Annotated in this window: 15 protein-coding genes; 8 read left to right on the top strand and 7 right to left on the bottom strand. The window is 62.5% G+C overall.

The genetic code is table 11. The annotated features are described in order from the left end of the window. Window positions 1–49 precede the first annotated feature (49 nt). Window positions 50–1,255 (top strand): DegT/DnrJ/EryC1/StrS family aminotransferase, encoded by a 1,206-nt coding sequence (locus E4662_RS17110; protein WP_240705230.1) that lies wholly within the window; start codon window positions 50–52, stop codon window positions 1,253–1,255. A 134-nt stretch (window positions 1,256–1,389) separates the two neighbouring features. Here the strand turns inward: E4662_RS17110 and E4662_RS17115 are convergent, their stop codons facing one another. The 4 genes from E4662_RS17115 to E4662_RS17130 form a co-directional block, all read right to left on the bottom strand. Beyond that, window positions 1,390–2,559: a serine hydrolase domain-containing protein gene (locus tag E4662_RS17115; protein ID WP_136442816.1), complete on the bottom strand. Its 1,170-nt coding sequence runs from the start codon at window positions 2,557–2,559 to the stop codon at window positions 1,390–1,392. Next, the gene (locus E4662_RS17120) at window positions 2,556–3,398 is read right to left on the bottom strand and encodes a CPBP family intramembrane glutamic endopeptidase (RefSeq protein ID WP_136442817.1); all 843 of its coding nucleotides are present in this window, start codon (window positions 3,396–3,398) and stop codon (window positions 2,556–2,558) included. The genes E4662_RS17115 and E4662_RS17120 overlap by 4 nt, the downstream gene beginning before the upstream one ends. Before the next feature lie 135 nt (window positions 3,399–3,533). After that, a complete protein-coding gene (locus E4662_RS17125) occupies window positions 3,534–4,166 on the bottom strand; it encodes a TetR/AcrR family transcriptional regulator (protein ID WP_168798012.1) in 633 nt (210 codons plus the stop codon). Window positions 4,167–4,378: 212 nt separating this feature from the next. Then, entirely contained in the window at window positions 4,379–5,305 is a 927-nt protein-coding gene (locus E4662_RS17130; RefSeq protein ID WP_136442819.1) for a LysR family transcriptional regulator, read from the bottom strand. A gap of 123 nt (window positions 5,306–5,428) precedes the next feature. Between E4662_RS17130 and E4662_RS17135 the strand changes: the two genes are divergently transcribed. The 5 genes from E4662_RS17135 (at window position 5,429) to E4662_RS17155 (ending at window position 10,426) form a co-directional block, all read left to right on the top strand. Beyond that, window positions 5,429–6,367: a tripartite tricarboxylate transporter substrate binding protein gene (locus E4662_RS17135; protein ID WP_168798013.1), complete on the top strand. Its 939-nt coding sequence runs from the start codon at window positions 5,429–5,431 to the stop codon at window positions 6,365–6,367. 68 nt (window positions 6,368–6,435) lie between these two features. Next, the gene (locus E4662_RS17140) at window positions 6,436–6,885 is read left to right on the top strand and encodes a tripartite tricarboxylate transporter TctB family protein (protein WP_136442821.1); all 450 of its coding nucleotides are present in this window, start codon (window positions 6,436–6,438) and stop codon (window positions 6,883–6,885) included. A gap of 10 nt (window positions 6,886–6,895) precedes the next feature. Further along, window positions 6,896–8,380 carry a tripartite tricarboxylate transporter permease gene (locus E4662_RS17145; RefSeq protein WP_136442822.1) on the top strand — a complete coding sequence of 495 codons (1,485 nt, stop codon included), beginning with the start codon at window positions 6,896–6,898 and terminating at the stop codon, window positions 8,378–8,380. A gap of 10 nt (window positions 8,381–8,390) precedes the next feature. Then, on the top strand, window positions 8,391–9,593 hold the full coding sequence (locus E4662_RS17150) for a CaiB/BaiF CoA transferase family protein (protein ID WP_136442823.1): 1,203 nt from the start codon (window positions 8,391–8,393) through the stop codon (window positions 9,591–9,593). Further along, the gene (locus tag E4662_RS17155) at window positions 9,593–10,426 is read left to right on the top strand and encodes an HpcH/HpaI aldolase/citrate lyase family protein (RefSeq protein WP_136442824.1); all 834 of its coding nucleotides are present in this window, start codon (window positions 9,593–9,595) and stop codon (window positions 10,424–10,426) included. The genes E4662_RS17150 and E4662_RS17155 overlap by 1 nt, the downstream gene beginning before the upstream one ends. Window positions 10,427–10,434: 8 nt before the next feature. On the opposite strand, the gene E4662_RS17160 is transcribed toward E4662_RS17155, so the two are convergent. Both E4662_RS17160 and E4662_RS17165 read right to left on the bottom strand, forming a co-directional pair. Beyond that, the gene (locus E4662_RS17160) at window positions 10,435–12,861 is read right to left on the bottom strand and encodes an ATP-dependent helicase (RefSeq protein WP_136442825.1); all 2,427 of its coding nucleotides are present in this window, start codon (window positions 12,859–12,861) and stop codon (window positions 10,435–10,437) included. A gap of 116 nt (window positions 12,862–12,977) precedes the next feature. Next, a complete protein-coding gene (locus tag E4662_RS17165; protein WP_136442826.1) occupies window positions 12,978–13,586 on the bottom strand; it encodes a hypothetical protein in 609 nt (202 codons plus the stop codon). Window positions 13,587–13,707: 121 nt separating this feature from the next. Here E4662_RS17165 and E4662_RS17170 point away from each other — a divergent pair, with 121 nt between their 5' ends. Beyond that, window positions 13,708–14,853: an alpha-hydroxy acid oxidase gene (locus E4662_RS17170; protein WP_136442827.1), complete on the top strand. Its 1,146-nt coding sequence runs from the start codon at window positions 13,708–13,710 to the stop codon at window positions 14,851–14,853. Here E4662_RS17170 and E4662_RS17175 read toward each other — a convergent pair. Next, window positions 14,815–15,312 (bottom strand): BLUF domain-containing protein, encoded by a 498-nt coding sequence (locus E4662_RS17175; RefSeq protein ID WP_136442828.1) that lies wholly within the window; start codon window positions 15,310–15,312, stop codon window positions 14,815–14,817. The two genes, E4662_RS17170 and E4662_RS17175, sit on opposite strands and share 39 nt — an antisense overlap. Before the next feature lie 178 nt (window positions 15,313–15,490). Here E4662_RS17175 and E4662_RS17180 point away from each other — a divergent pair. Next, on the top strand, window positions 15,491–15,646 hold a 156-nt coding region (locus E4662_RS17180; RefSeq protein ID WP_420819273.1), incomplete at its 3' end, for a biotin carboxylase N-terminal domain-containing protein.

The raw sequence follows: 15,646 nt of genomic DNA on the forward strand, positions 1-15,646 counted from the left end.
CGCTCTTGTTTTACATTTCTGAAAACATCAATTCGGGAAATTGAAAACCATGACGCCGAACATGCATGACGCCGAAGCCATCCCCGAAGGCGCCCGCGCCGAGATCGACCGCCTTTTGGCCTCTGGCGACCTGTTTCGTTACACCGCGCCGCAGGACGCGCCGGTGACCCTGTTGGAACGGGAGTTTGCGGCGGAGATGGGCGTGAAATACGCGCTGGCCGTGAGCAGCTGTTCGGCGGCGCTGTTCTTGTCGCTCAAGGCGCTGGACCTTCCCCGCGATGCGCGGGTCCTGATCCCCGGCTTCACCTTTGCGGCTGTGCCTTCGGCTGTGGTGCACGCGGACTGCGTGCCGGTTCTGTGCGAAGTGGGCGAGAACTACCGCATTGATCTCAATGATTTCGAAGCCAAACTGGATAAAGCGCAGGCGGTAATCGTCAGCCATATGCGCGGTCATACCTCCGATATGGATGCCATCATGACGCTCTGCGATGCGCGTGACATCCCGGTTATCGAAGATGCCGCCCATTCGCTTGGCACGCTTTGGGGCGGGCGCAAGATCGGCACCATCGGGCGCATTGGCTGTTTCAGCTTCCAGAGTTACAAGCTCCTGAACGCAGGCGAAGGCGGCATTCTGATCACCGATGATCCCGAACTGGTGGCCCGCGCGGTGATCATGTCGGGCGCCTACGAGCACATGTGGCAAAAGCACCTCTCGCCCGGCGACAACTCCGCGGCCTTGGAAGAGGCGTTGCAGCGCTGGCAGAACAAGCTGCCGCTCTACAATCTGCGCCTTGGTAACCTGTCTGCGGCGGTGATCCGGCCGCAGATTGCCGAGATCCCGCGCCGGGTGCGCGACGGGCGGCGCAACCATGATCGCGTGGCAGAGGCGCTCGACCGCAGCCCCTGGATTTGTGTGCCGCCAAAGCTCGACCAAGAGGACCGCGCGCCGGATTCGCTGCAGTTCAACCTGAGCGGCATGAGCGACGACGAAACCCGCACATTTGCCCGCATCGCCGGGGAAAACGGCGTGAAAGTGCAGGTGTTCGGGATGAACACGGACAACGCGCGGGCGTTCTGGAACTGGCAGTTCATGCCGGAGGTGCCGGAGCTGCCGCGCACGCGGGCCATGCTCATGCGCGCTTGCGACACGCGCCTTCCGGCGCGGCTGACCGAAGAGGAATGCGACTGGGTTGCGGGTGTGCTTCTGGATGCGGCCGAGGCGGTCATGGGACCGTTGCGCGCCTTCGGGACCTGAAGGGGCAGCGTGGCGGGGCCAAGCCCCGCCCTACCGGCCGCCATTGCGTGACGTCTGCCTTCTGGTCAGGGATGCAACGAGCATCCTGCGCGTCGGAACCACCCGTTCGGACGGGCGCTCAGCCTCCCCGGGGTTCACTCCAAAGCTGAAATCAGAAGCTCCGCCAGTGCCGCTTCAAGCGCAGGCACAAGATCGCTGCTCTCATCCGGGATCCCGACATCGCTGTTGATCTGGAAAGCGATGGTCAGGCCGTGATCCGCGTAGTGTCTCAGACTGGAGACATAGCCCGGGATCCACCCGCCATGCCCGTAGACCTGCCCGAAAGGCGTGTCCAAATAGCGTGCAACACCGCCGCCGTAGAAGACGCCCGGCGCGTCCGGGTGCACGGGCACGCCCTCCACGAGATCCTCAAGATAGGCGGCCTCAATGGCCTGCCCGGTGAACAGGGCATGCCCCCAGAGCGCAAGATCGCGAGAGGTTGTGGCAAAGCCGCCCCCCGTCCATTCGATGGCCGGGTTCCAGATCAACCGCCCCGCATGATCCATGGTGCGCGGCGCGAGGCCAAAGGCGTTGTCTTCGGCGGTGTACCCAACGGCGAGCATTTTGATCGTGGGTGTATCGGAGGGAACAAAAGTGTTCAGCCCAAGCGGATCCAGAAACCGTTCCTGCGCAAGGGTATAGGCCGCACGCCCGGTTGCTGCCTCCAGAACCATCCCAAGAAGAATGTAGCCGGTGTCCGAATAGGACCAGGCCGTCCCCGGCGCGAACAGCGGCGGCTCATCAAGGACGAAGGCAACGAGGTCCGCCGGATCGACGGGAGTCTCCTCACCAAGAGCAATAAGCGCCGTCGCACTCTTCGCCATATGCACATGATCCGGCAGGCCCGCGGTGTGCGTCAGCAACTGTCCAACGGTCATGGGCTTGGCGTTTGGCACCCGCGCGAACCATGGATACGGCTCAAGATGCGCTGAGACGCGATCTGACCGTGCCAGCACTCCTTCCGCCTCCAAAGCGAGCACAAGTGCACCCCAGACAGTTTTTCCTATGCTCGCGGCCAGCATCCTGTGGTCTTCCGTCATCGCGATGCCGGCCTCCACATCGGCGAACCCTGTAGCATGGGTTTCTACCCGGCCATCAACGCTGACATAGGCCACCGTCACGCCCGGAAACCCGTATTGCGCGCGGAAGGTTTCGAGCAGGGCTTGAACCCTGTCGCCCTCAGTCTGCCTGTCCGCAAAACCAGGGCCGGGAAGCAGCACACAGCAAATCGACAAAAGGGCAACACCGCGCAAGAGCCACGTCATTTGCTCTCCTCCCCAGCGCGCGGCACAACCACGGTGATTGCCCCGTCCCGGGACAACATCGTCTCCCGGTTCACCCAGACCACCACACAAGCCACCGCAAGAAACAGCCACGTGTCATAGGGCTGCGCATCCGGCCAGATCGGCAGGATCAGCTGCCAGTGAAACAGCATCGGCCAGAGCAGGCTGCCGCGCCCGGCGTTGAAAATTGGCGTGACAAGCACAGCCAACGTGATGTTGCCCACGAGAAACGGAAAGAAGTTCCAGCCCGCAAACACCGTGCCCGACAGAAAAAACGCGGGCAGATGCCAAAGCCCCCAAATCGCGCCGATGATCATCCCCGCCCAGAGCGGCGCGACATGACGTTGCAGGATCGGCTGCGCGACGCCGCGCCAGCCGAACTCTTCAATCGGGCCGAGAAACAGCATCATCCCGGTGATCGCAATCAGCGTGCCCAGCCCTTCTGGCGGAATTGGCGCAAGGAGCGGGCCGGACTTCAGGACGGAGCCGATCATGAAAACCACCGGGATGCCGATCGCGATGAACCAGACCCAGACAGACGGCAGGCGCCACTCTGTCAAACGGCCAAGAAACGCCTTCAGCCCGGATGCGCCGCCGTAAACCGCCACCAGCAGGAACGCGGAAATCGCCGGGGCCCAGGTGGCAAGGAAGAAGAACGGATGCGCCCCGCTGATCGCGCCAAAGCGGGACGACGCCCAGTCCGGCGCGACGATATACAGGCCCACCACGCCCCAGGTGATGGCGAATGTCAGAATGAAAAAGCCAGCGAGGGCACGCGACGGGACTTGGAAGGACTGCGGGGGAGTGGCGATATCTGCCATGGGAGGACCCTTCGGGTAAAGCGTTGAAACAGGGCAAACCGCGGACCAATCGGCCCCCGATCCGCATGAAAGCGCCGCCAGTCACGCCGCTCGCAAGCGCGCTGCCGATCCTTGTGCATGTCCCTGCTCATGCCTCTACTCCACGGCCCGGACCGGGTTCATGAAGTCAAAGCTTCCCGGCGCTGCGCCGAGTGCTTTTTCTATGATTGTCTGCGTCACCAACCGCCGCGCGCGCAGTTCTGTTTCCGAAAACCCGAACATGTCGCCATCCGTGAGAAACTGCGCCCCTGTGAACAGGAACTGTATCGTTTCCAGCGGCTTATCCACATCGAACACGCGCTCCTTGTTGCCCTGTTCGACAATCCGGGACAGGATCGGCGACAGCCGGAGCACCGTCTGGACGTTGGTCAGTTCATGCAGTTCGCGGTTCTCGGGGAGGTGCAGCATCTGTGCCACCTCAAGGCTGTCATCATCGCCGATGTGACTGTTTCCAAGAAGCGCCTGCATCTTCTGCATGGCGCTCTGCGACGGGTCATCCGCCACTGCGTTTGCCATATCGACGATCTTGCCCAGAGTCCGGTCAACGATGGCTTCGAGAATGTCGGGCTTGGACTTGAAGTAGTAATAGAATGTGCCCTTCGCGATGCCGATCTCCCGGATGATCATCTCGACAGAACACTTCGCGTAACCGCGTTCCCGAAACAGCCGATCCGCCGTCTCTACGATCTCCGCGCGCCGCTCTTCTGGGGCTTTGACGATCCGTGCCAAGATGATTCTCCGTTGCGCACCCTGATTACTGACCGACGGTCGGTCAGTCAAGCGTGACGAAAATTATCCGGCAGCAAAACCGCCGGGTTTGACCGAAAAAAAACCGGGCGCGTTCCATAGGCGGAACACGCCGGTTTCATGCTCCATTCGCTTTGAAATCACACGGGCGGTCAGCGCCCTTGCCGGGGCCGGTCAATAAGCCATCCTGCGCTTCACAAAAGCTCTGCCTGCCACTCCCCTCGCCTGACCACAGAGGTCACAACAGAATGGAAAAGCTTTTGAATTTCTTCCCTCGCCGGATTGGGCGGAAGCCTTTTGGACGTGCACAGACAGGCCTTGCGCTCAATCGGTGGCGAGACGATCTCGGCGCTGGACAGAACGCCGGACCGCGCTTTTTCCTGAATCGCCGCGTGGGACAGGATCGAATAGCACATGCCCTGCGCGGCCATGTCCACCAGAACCGTCGGAGCATCCGCCTCCACCGCAAATGTCAAAGGCATGTCATGCGCATTGATCCAGCGCTCGATCAGCAAACGCAGCCCATGCGGCGGCCGTGTTCCAACAAGCGGCAAGCCCAGCAACGCCGAGGCCGCGATTGTCTCGCCCGCAAGCCGGGGATCGTCCGGAGGGCCGACAAGATGCAAGGCCTCTCGCGCAACGGGCTCTGAGGTAAAGTCGTCCGATTCTGTCACGTTGAACAAAATGGCCATGTCCATCCGACCATCGCGCAGTTGATCCGCGAGATTTCCGCTCATCAGTTCGGACACGACCAGCTTGATATTCGGGAACCGCTGCCGGGTCTCGACGATCAGACGCGTGGCCAGAACAGGACAGACCGAGCCGGGCAGACCAACCGTCACCTCGCCGAACAAAGCCTCGGGGCCGGACTTGAACTCGCGTTCGGCGACATCGACCAACTCCAGGATCTGGCGCGCGCGGATCGCAAACTGCCGCCCCGCCGGCGTTGCGGTCACGCCATGGGCACTGCGATCCAGAAGTGTAACCGAAAGCTGCTCTTCGAGTTTGCGCACATGTTGGCTCAGCGCCGGTTGCGCGATGTTCAGGGACCGCGCCGCGCGCGAAAACCCGCCAAGATCGAGCACGCGCAGAAAGCTGCGGAGGTGTTTGTTGTCCAGCATCTTTCTATAATGAAATGCAATAATAAGTATTGCAATATAGTATTACTCTATCGCACGTCCTGCTCTTACCCTGTCACCATCCATGACCGTGCCACACGGTCTGCTGATGTTGGGAGGACAACAATGCACTTCATGAAACACCTGATCGCAGGCGCTGCGGCACTGGTTATGGCCACGCCCGCCTTCGCCGAATTCCCCGATAAATCCGTGACCCTGGTCGTCGGTTTCCGCGCGGGCGGGGGCAGTGACGCCGCCGCACGCATTCTGGCCGCCGAGATGGAGACTCAGCTGGGTCAGAAGATCATCGTCGAAAACAAGGGCGGCGGCGGCGGGGCCGTGGCGACGCAATATATCCGCTCGCAGCCTGCCGATGGCTATACCATCGGTTTCGCCGTGGCGACGACCTTCGCCTTTACGCCCTTGACCGGGCGGGTGGATTTCACGGCAGACGATGTCGATTTCATCGCCACCACGCATGGTTACCGCACCGTCTATGCTGCGCCCAAGGAGGCCCCTTTTGACGATTGGGCAGGCATGATCGCCACCGCCAAGGATCGCGGGTGGATCAACTACGCTTCGATCATCCCGCTTGACCGCGCAATCATGCAATACATTGGCAAGAAAGAAGACATCGCCGTTAATATCGTGCCCACCCGAGGCGGCGCAGGCGCACGGCAGGCGGTGCTGGGCGGGCATGTCGATCTGGGTTTCTCGGGCTCAAACGCCTTGCCGATGATGGAAGACGGGGCGCTTAAGGTCATCGCCGCGCTGAACCCCGAAGGCATAGCCGAACATGCGCAGATCCCCACGCTGGGCGGGCTCGGCTATGACGTGGCCGCCAGCGAAGCGGCGGTGTTCTTTGGACCCAAAGGCATGGACCCGGCGGCGCGTGACCGGCTCGAAGCCGCTCTTGCCGAGGCGGTCAAATCCGAGACCTTCCGTGATTTCGTCAACAACAAGTTCCGCGGCTTTGAAACCTTCCGCAGCGGGGCCGACACCGCCGCCTCCATCGCGGCGGACACGCAGGCCTACGAAGGCCTGATGGCCGTGATCGCGGAGTAAGAGCGATCCCGTCCTCCCGCCATCCCGCATCTCCCGGTGCTTCGGCACCGGGGGGGCTTTCGCAGGATTTGATCCTTGGCCTTGTCATCGCAGGTTTCGGCATGGCGCTGCTTTGGTGGATCATCCCGGCGCAGGTCAACGACCGGGGCAGCTTTGGCCTGCCGCCCAGCCTCGCCCCACGGGCGCTGGCTTGGGTCATGGTGCTCTGCGGCACGGTTCTGGCGCTGCAGAACACCCGGACACCGGCGCAGCCGGGCACCGGGCTGAACCTGAAAGACATCGTCTTCCTCGCCGCCTGCGTCACCGCCGTTGGGGTGATGCTCATGGCGATGCAAGCGGTGAGCGGATGGATCGGACGCCCCTATGCAGGTTTCTTGTGCGTTGCCCCGCTGGCGCTGATCGCCTTCACCGCCCTGCACGGCCGCGCCCCGATCTGGGTCTATGCCTTCAACGCAGTTGCCGTCCCCGCGCTGGTCTACGTGACCTTCTGGTGGGGCCTGCGCCTGCCTTTGCCCTAGGACACAGCCGATGGATCTCATTCTGACCGCCATATGGAATGCGCTGTCCTTGTGGACGCTGCTGTCCGTGGCCGGGGGTGTGCTGATCGGCATCGTGATCGGCGCAATTCCGGGCCTGAACGCGCCAATGGCCATCGCCGTGGCCATTCCGCTGACCTTTGCCATGTCCCCGCTTTCAGCGATCGGCATGCTGGTGGGCGTCATGAAAGGCGGCGGGTTCGGCGGTGCCGTGGGCGCAATCCTTCTGAACACGCCCGGCGAGCCGCATTCCGCCGCGACCACGCTTGACGGTCACCCGCTCGCCAAGTCCGGCAAACCGCGCAAAGCCCTGCAAACCGCACTGTATTCCTCGGTTGTGGGCGACAGCTGCTCCGATCTGGTACTGATCCTGCTCGCTCCGGTTCTGGCGATCTATGCCCTCAAAGCCGGGCCGGTCGAACTTGCGGCCATCCTGATCCTGTCGCTGACCCTGGTCGCCTCGCTCTCCGGTCGGTCGCTGGCCAAGGGGATCTTTGCCGCCGCCCTCGGAGCGCTTCTGGCCACGGTGGGGCTGGATCTTGAGACCGGAAACCCGCGTTTTGCCTTTGGTTACATAGAGCTCTACGACGGGCTGCCCCTCGCCGCCGTCGCCATTGGGGTTCTGGCCGTGCCGGAAATCATCCTGCGGCTACAGGACGGACGGCAGGCGAAAACGGCCCGCCCCGATGCCACCTCCGACGGCGAAGACCGCCTCGCCCTCAGCGAGTTCAAACGCCTTGGAAAGCCGATCTTTCGCGGCGCGGGCATCGGCACCGCCATTGGCGCCTTGCCGGGCCTCGGCACCACCCTCGCCGCCTTCCTGAGCTATGCCGCAACCCAGCGATTTTCCAAACAGCCGGAAAAACTCGGCACCGGCGCGCTGGAAGGCATCGCCGCCACCGAAAGCGCCAATTCCGCCGTGTCAGGTGCAAACCTGATCCCGCTCCTGACGCTGGGCATCCCCGGCAACCTGACCGCCGCCCTGCTGGTCGGCGCTTTCCTGATCCACGGGGTCACGCCGGGGCCGATGATTTTCGAACGCAACGCCGAGCTGGTCTATGGCCTGTTCGCCGCGATGATCATGGCCAATGTCATGGTGCTCCTGATCGGCAGCCTCGGGCTGCGGGTCTTTGCCCTGATCGTCAAAGTCCCGCCCCATGTGGTCTACCCGTCGGTTCTGCTGCTCTGCGTGGTCGGGATCTATGTCAGCCAGGGCGGGTTCTTTGCGGTCTGGCTGATGCTGATCTTTGCCGTGCTCGGCTTTGTCATGATCAAGATGGAAATCTCGGTGGTCTGTTTCATCATCGGCCTCGTTCTTGGCCCGATGATCGAACTGTCGATCCGCCAATCCGTGATCCTGCTTGGCCGCAACCCCGTTGCGATTTTTGATCACGTCTTTGCTCTTTGCCTTGTCGTTGCCACGCCGATCGTCGCCTGGATCCTGATCCGCGACCGCGCGCGTTTGTCTGATGGATAGGACCAGCCCGATGAAAACACCCTACACCCCGGATGCCAAAGGCCCGCTCAGCGGCCTGCGCGTGATCGACATGACCCGCCTCGCCGCCGGCAACACGATGACCCATATGCTGGCCGATTTCGGGGCCGAAGTGATCAAGATCGAACGCCCCGGAAAGGGCGACGATCTGCGCCGCTTTGGCGAGGCAGAAGTCTGGTGGAAGGTCTATGCCCGCTCCAAGAAAAGCCTGTCGCTGAATTTTCAAACGCCCGAGGGGCGCGAAATCCTGCTCAAGCTGATCGATAGCGCCGATATTCTGTGCGAAAACTTCGTGCCCGGCACGCTGGAGAAATGGGGGCTGGGGCCGGACGATCTGTGGCAGCGCAATGAAAACCTGATCATCGCGCGGGTGTCCGGCTGGGGACAGGACGGCCCCTACGCGCACAAACCCGGCTTTGGCAGCCTGATCGAGGCCATGTCCGGCTTTGCCGCCATGACCGGCTGGGAGGACAAACCGCCTCTGCTGCCCCCGCTTGCTCTCGCGGATATGGTCGCCGGGGTGACAGGCTTTGGCGGCGTTCTGGCCGCCGTGGTCGCCCGCCAGAACGGCCATGCCAAAGGACAGGTTGTGGACCTGTCCCTGTTCGAACCCCTGTTCAGCCTGCTTGGCCCTTGGGCCGCATCTTATGAGGCCACCGGTCAGGTGCCAAAGCGCATGGGCAACAGCAGCGACGTCGCCGCACCGCGCAACATCTACCCCACCAAAGACGGCAAATACCTCGCCATGTCGGCCTCCATGCAGTCCATGTGGGAAAAGCTGGCGCAGGCCATTGGCCGGCCCGACCTGATCGAGCACCCGCATTACAAGACCTCACAATCGCGGATCGAACACGCCGAAGCGCTGGACCAAATCATCGCGGAGGCGATGAAAACCCGGACCCTGGAGGAAAACCTCGCATATTTTGACAGTCAGGGCGTCACCGTCGGGCCGATCTGCGACATCGCCGACCTGATCGACCACCCCTACATTCGTGGCCGCGGGGTCTTGCAGGACTTCGAAGACCCGGACATGCCGCGTCTGCCCATGCATCAAGTCTTCCCCCGGCTCAGCGACACCCCCGGCAGCATCCGGTCTGCCGCCCCTGCCCTCGGGCAGGACAACGCGGCATTGCTCGCTGACCTTGGCTACGACGAGGCGCAGCAACAGGACCTCTCCGAAAAAGGTGTGTTCTGATGTGGCGCTCCTTGTTGTTCATTCCGGTTCTTGAAGAGCGGTTCGTCGCCAAAGCCGCCAAGCGCGGGGCCGACGCGGTCATTCTCGATCTCGAAGCCAGCATTGCGGAGGCCGACAAACCAAACGCCCGCGCGGCTCTGCCCGATGCGGTGGCCCGGCTGGCCCCGCATGTGGATGTGACCGTGCGGATCAACCCCACCTGGCTGCCCGCGATCCGCGATCTCGAAGCCTGCGTTTTGCCCCGCGTCTCGGCCCTGCACATGGCGCTGTGTGAAAGCGCCGAACAGGTCCGCGCCGTCGACGGGATCGTGACCGAACTGGAACGGGAGCGGGGCCTGCCCGAAGGCGGCATCGCGCTCATCGCCATGCTGGAAAGCCCAGCGGCTGTGCTGAATGCGCCGGACATCGCACGGTCGTCGCCCCGCATGGCCGCGCTCACCCTCGGCGTCGAAGACTACGCCACCGCGATGGGCACAGAGCCAAGCGACGCCCTGCTGCAACCCGCCGGGTATCAGGTCATTCAGGCCGCCCGCAGTGCCGGGCTGGACGCTCTGGTTGTGCCCGCCTCCATCGCCGATTTCCGCGATCTGGACAGCATGGCAAGCGCCGCACAGGCCGCGCGCGCGCTCGGCTCAACCGGCGGCTACGCGGTGCACCCCGGACAGGTCGCCGTGCTCAATCGCTGCTTTGCCCCAACGCCCGAAGAACTGCACTGGGCTGAACGCGTTGTCGCCGCCTCCGCCAGCGGCGACGCGGTTTTCAAACTGGACGGCAAGATGATCGACAAACCGCTTATCGAACGCGCAAAGCGGCAGCTGCAGGCTTCGCGTTAAGGCCAGATCTAAAACGGCACGTCATCCGCCGCGCAGACATAGCGGGACACCACCTTCTTCGTGCCCGCCTTGTCAAAACCGATCTCCAGCTTGTCGCCTTCGATGCCAACAATCGAGCCATAGCCGAACTTCTGGTGAAACACCCGCTCGCCCACGGTGTAGGCGCTGACCGCCGCCAGATCGATCACCGTATTGCGGCTTTCCTTCGGCTGGCTGACCGGACGCTCGCCCTGACGGGCTTGCAGGCGCTTCCAGCCGGGTGAGTTATAGACATCCGCCGTGGCCACCCGGCTCTCCATGCCCCCGGACATGCCGCCCGACATGCCACTGCCTGCCGCCGCGCCATAGCCGCCGCCGTACAATCCGGGCGGTGTCAGCACGTCCACATGCTCTTCGGGCAACTCGTCCACGAACCGCGACGGCATCTGCGATTGCCATTGGCCAAACACCCGTCGATTGCCCGCGAAAGAGATCGTGCAGACCTCTTCGGCCCGCGTGATCCCCACATAGGCCAGCCGCCGCTCCTCTTCGAGCCCCTTGAGACCACTTTCGTCCATCGACCTTTGCGACGGAAACAGCCCGTCTTCCCAGCCCGGCAGAAACACCACCGGGAACTCCAGCCCCTTGGCCGCATGCAGCGTCATGATCGAAACCTTCGCCCCGCCTTCGTCACTGTCATTGTCCATCACAAGGCTGACGTGTTCGAGGAAACCCTGAATGTTCTCAAAGGATTCCAGCGCCTTGACCAATTCCTTGAGGTTTTCAAGCCGCCCCGGCGCTTCCGGCGTCTTGTCGTTCTGCCACATCTCCGTATAGCCGCTTTCATCGAGGATGATCTGCGCCAGCTCAACATGGCTAACCTCCGCCTCGCGCCGCTCCGGGCTTGCCAGATCTTCGATCACATCGTCTTCGGATCCGCTCGCCACCGTCGACCGCATCATCCGGCCCCAGCGCGCAATGCCAACGACAAATTCCTGCAAGGTCTTCGCGCCCTTGCCCTTGATTGCCCCTTGCTCCACCGCCATCGCGGCCCCGTCGAGCAAAGACACGCCATTGGCTCGTGCAATCTGCTGAATGGTCTGCTGCGCCTTGTCACCAAGGCCCCGTTTCGGTGTATTCACAACCCGCTCAAACGCCAGATCATCCGTCGGCGAGACCACCAGCCGGAAATAGGCCATCGCATCGCGGATCTCCATCCGCTCATAAAACCGCGGCCCGCCGATCACGCGATAGGGCAAGCCGATGGTCAGAAACCGATCCTCGAAGGCCCGCATTTGATGGGAGGCGCGCACCAGAATGGCCATCTTGTCCAGATCATAGGGCGCCATGCCGCGTGTACCGCCCTGCATCGCCTCGATTTCTTCACCAACCCAGCGCGCTTCCTCGTCGCCATCCCAATGACCGATCAGCCGCACCTTTTCACCGTCCTGCGCCTCTGTCCAAAGCTCCTTGCCCAAACGGTTCGCATTGCCCCGGATCACCGAAGAGGCCGCCGCCAGAATATGCGGGGTCGAGCGGTAATTCTGTTCCAGCCGCACCACATGCGCGCCCGGAAAATCCTTTTCAAACCGCAGGATATTGCCCACCTCGGCCCCGCGCCAGCCATAGATTGACTGGTCATCATCGCCCACGCAACAGATGTTCTTGTGCCTCTGCGCGAGCAGCCGCAGCCACAGGTATTGCGCGACGTTGGTATCCTGATACTCGTCCACGAGAATGTAGCGGAACCAGCGTTGGTATTGCTCCAGAACGTCTTCGTGTTCCTGGAAAATCGTGACCATGTGCAGCAGAAGATCGCCAAAATCCACCGCGTTCAGCTCGCGCAGACGCTCCTGGTACTGCGCATAGAGAGACGGCCCCTTGTCATTGTAAGCCCCGGAATCCGCAGCCGGAATCCGGTCCGGCGTCAGCGCGCGGTTCTTCCAGTCGTCAATCACCCCGGCCAGTTGCCGCGCGGGCCAGCGTTTGTCGTCGATCCCCGCCGCCTGCACCAATTGCTTGAGCAGGCGCAGCTGATCGTCCGTATCCAGAATGGTGAAATTCGATTTGAGACCAACCAGTTCCGCGTGCCGCCTCAGCAGCTTCACACAGATCGAGTGAAACGTGCCGAGCCACGGCATCCCCTCAACCACCTGCCCCAGCATCCCCGAAACACGGTTCTTCATCTCCCGCGCGGCCTTGTTTGTGAAGGTCACGGACAGGATCTCATTCGGGCGCGCCCGTCCTGTACTCAAAAGATGCACGATCCGCGCCGTCAGCGCCTTGGTCTTGCCGGTTCCGGCCCCCGCCAGCATCAGCACCGGCCCGTCGAGCCGCTCCACCGCCTCGCGCTGCGCCGGGTTCAGCCCGTCAAGGTACGGCTCAGACCGCGCGGCCATGGCGCGGGCGGACAGGGATGCGCCCTCAAAGGCGTCGAAGTCGTCAAAATCGCTCATGGGCGAACCATAGCGCGGCCCGCGGCGAAGCGAAAGAGACGTTCACACAATGTTCCACAGCCAAAAACAAAACCGCCCGGCGGGATACCGAGCGGTTCAAAGCGATGAAATCCGGGTCAGCCCTTGCGTTTGCGCCCCGCAAGCCGCAGCGCGCCGAGCCCCAGCAGGCTGAGCAAACCGGCAGCGGGCAGCGGCACCGGCGACGGATCGACGGGTGCCGCACCGATTTCGACCGTGATCATGTCAGACGGGAAGTTGAACACATAGGTACCGACGTTCAGGTTCATACCGCTCAGCGTCCGGTTCTCAAAGAACGCGTTGCTGCTGAAGACCGTCCCGAAGGTGTAGCCGCTTTCGATGTAGACGATCGTGTTGCCGCCTGCGGCCGCGCCAAAAGTCATCCCGAATTCGGTCACGGTCCCGCTTGTCGCGGACGTCAGATTGTACCCGGGGCCGAACGAAGCTGGCCCCGCCGCGAAATCAAACTGATAGGCGTCCAAAGAGGCACCGACGCCGTCCTCGCCAAGCTGAAAGTTCTGCTGGGTAAACAGAGGCGCGCCGCCCGCGCCATAGGTGGCGTCTGCCCCGCTCAGGTCCAGAGATCCGACTGCGAAGGCGTAAACGTCGTCGCCGTCTTCCCAAACGTTGACCATCACGGATGCACTTGAGGTTGTGGCCAGGGATGCAAAAAGCGCAGCTGCGCCGAGAAGTGTCTTGAATGTCATGTTCCGCTCGTCTGCTTTTGTTTTATGCTCCTATCTTAACGGAAAGCCCGCGTTTCTCCAAACCCGTGTTCCAGTGCGCGACACTCTGGACAAAACCGTGGCATCAAAGCCAAATGCCGTCATGGATCTCGATCTCTCCTACCCCGCCGTCTCCGACCTGCGCCGCAAGGCCCGCAGGCGCATTCCGCATTTTGCCTTCGAGTATCTCGACAGCTCCACCGGCGCGGAGTTGCAATTCGCCCGCAACCGCGATGCACTCGACGCGGTGCACTTCATGCCTGATATTCTGCGCGGTACGATTGATCCGGACTTCACCACCACATTTATGGGTCAGGACTTCAGCCGCCCCTTCGGCATTGCCCCCGTGGGCATGTCCGGTCTCATGTGGCCGGGGGCCGAACGGATGCTGGCCAGCCACGCCTTCGAGCAGCGCATCCCCTATTCCATTTCCACCGTCGCCACCCGTCTGCCGGAGGAGATCGGGCCAGTCGCGGGGGACATGGGTTGGTTCCAGCTCTATTGCCCTGCCGATCCGGAGATCCGCCGCGACATGCTCAAACGGGCGAAGACGAGCGGATTCACCAAGCTGATCCTGACCGTCGATGTGCCTGACGATTCCCGCCGCGAGCGGCAACGCCGCGCCAAGCTGACCTTGCCGCCGAAAATCACCCCGCGCGTGGTCTGGGAAGTGCTGACCCATCCCGAATGGTCCTTGCGCACGCTGGCTTTGGGCGCGCCGCGCATCGTCCTGCCCGAAAGCTACGTGGACAACACCGATCCGCGCTCGTCGCTTGCCCACGCCGGGCATATCATCCGCGGCGAGCCGGATTGGGACACGCTCAAAACCCTGCGCGAGGAATGGCAGGGCGATCTGATTGTCAAAGGCGTCATGTGTCCGGACGCGGCAAAACGGCTTGTGTCAGAAGGGGTTGATTGCATCTGGGTCTCCAACCACTCCGCCCGCCAGTTCGAACCCGGCCCCGCCTGCATCACCCAGTTGCCCAAGGTGCGCGCCGCCGTCGGCCCGGACTATCCCCTGATCTTCGACAGTGGCGTGGCCTCCGGCATGGATATCCTGCGCGCCCTCGCGCTTGGTGCGGATTTTGTCATGCTGGGCCGCGCCTGGCATTACGCGGTGGCCGCGCTTGGCGAAAAAGGCCCGGCGCATCTCACCCACATCCTGACCGATGACATGCGGCTCAACATGGCGCAGATGGGCACACACACGTTAGCCGACCTGCCGGGCCGGCTCCTCGAAGGCGTCTGACTTCCGCCACGGTGAATGCGCCAGATCGCGGAAACTGCCAAGAAAGCTGGCCAGCAGGACCGACACCCGCCGGTCCTTCACCCCCGCCGCGCGCCCCTCGTCGACCACGGCGCACAGATCGGTGAAGGCGGCCATGTTCTCCGAGCCCAGCTGCACCGGGTCCGCATAGCCCATCGACCATTCCGCAAAGGAACGGGCCTCAACTGCCTCATGTTTCAGGACAATCACCGCCCGGTGGCGCGCATCCTGCGCAATGGTGGCAAACAAGATCTCGACCGAAGCACGCGGTCCTTCGAGCACCTGCAGGAACCGCCCTTCATGCAGCGCGAGGAACCCGGTGACCGACCGCGCCGCATTGCGCGCCCGCGCCCCCGCAAGCAACACATCAAGCGCAGGCACCGACATCGGCCCCGCCGCTTCGCTCAGGTAAATGATCCGGTGCAGTGACGTCTCGGGCATGGGCCTCTCCAAAGGTGACGTGCCCACTTCTAACGGCAATTTGTTACAACAAGACTAAGTCGAATCCCGTCAGGATATCTGCTTGCAAGTCCGTTTGTTATCGCTAACGTGCCGCTTCGCCGCGTAGACTACCCAATATCCCGAACTTACGCTGCCTAAAAAAAACGCATATGCGACACTGAAACGGCCAGAACAAGGGACCACCTGTATGACCAGCTTCAACAAGATTCTCATAGCCAACCGAGGAGAGATTGCGATCCGTATTATGCGGGCGGCGAATGAGATGGGGAAGAAGACCGTCGCTGTCTTCGCGGAGGAAGACAAGCTCGGGTTG

The organism is Pacificoceanicola onchidii, from assembly GCF_004804335.1.
Taxonomy (GTDB): Bacteria; Pseudomonadota; Alphaproteobacteria; order Rhodobacterales; family Rhodobacteraceae; genus Pacificoceanicola; species Pacificoceanicola onchidii.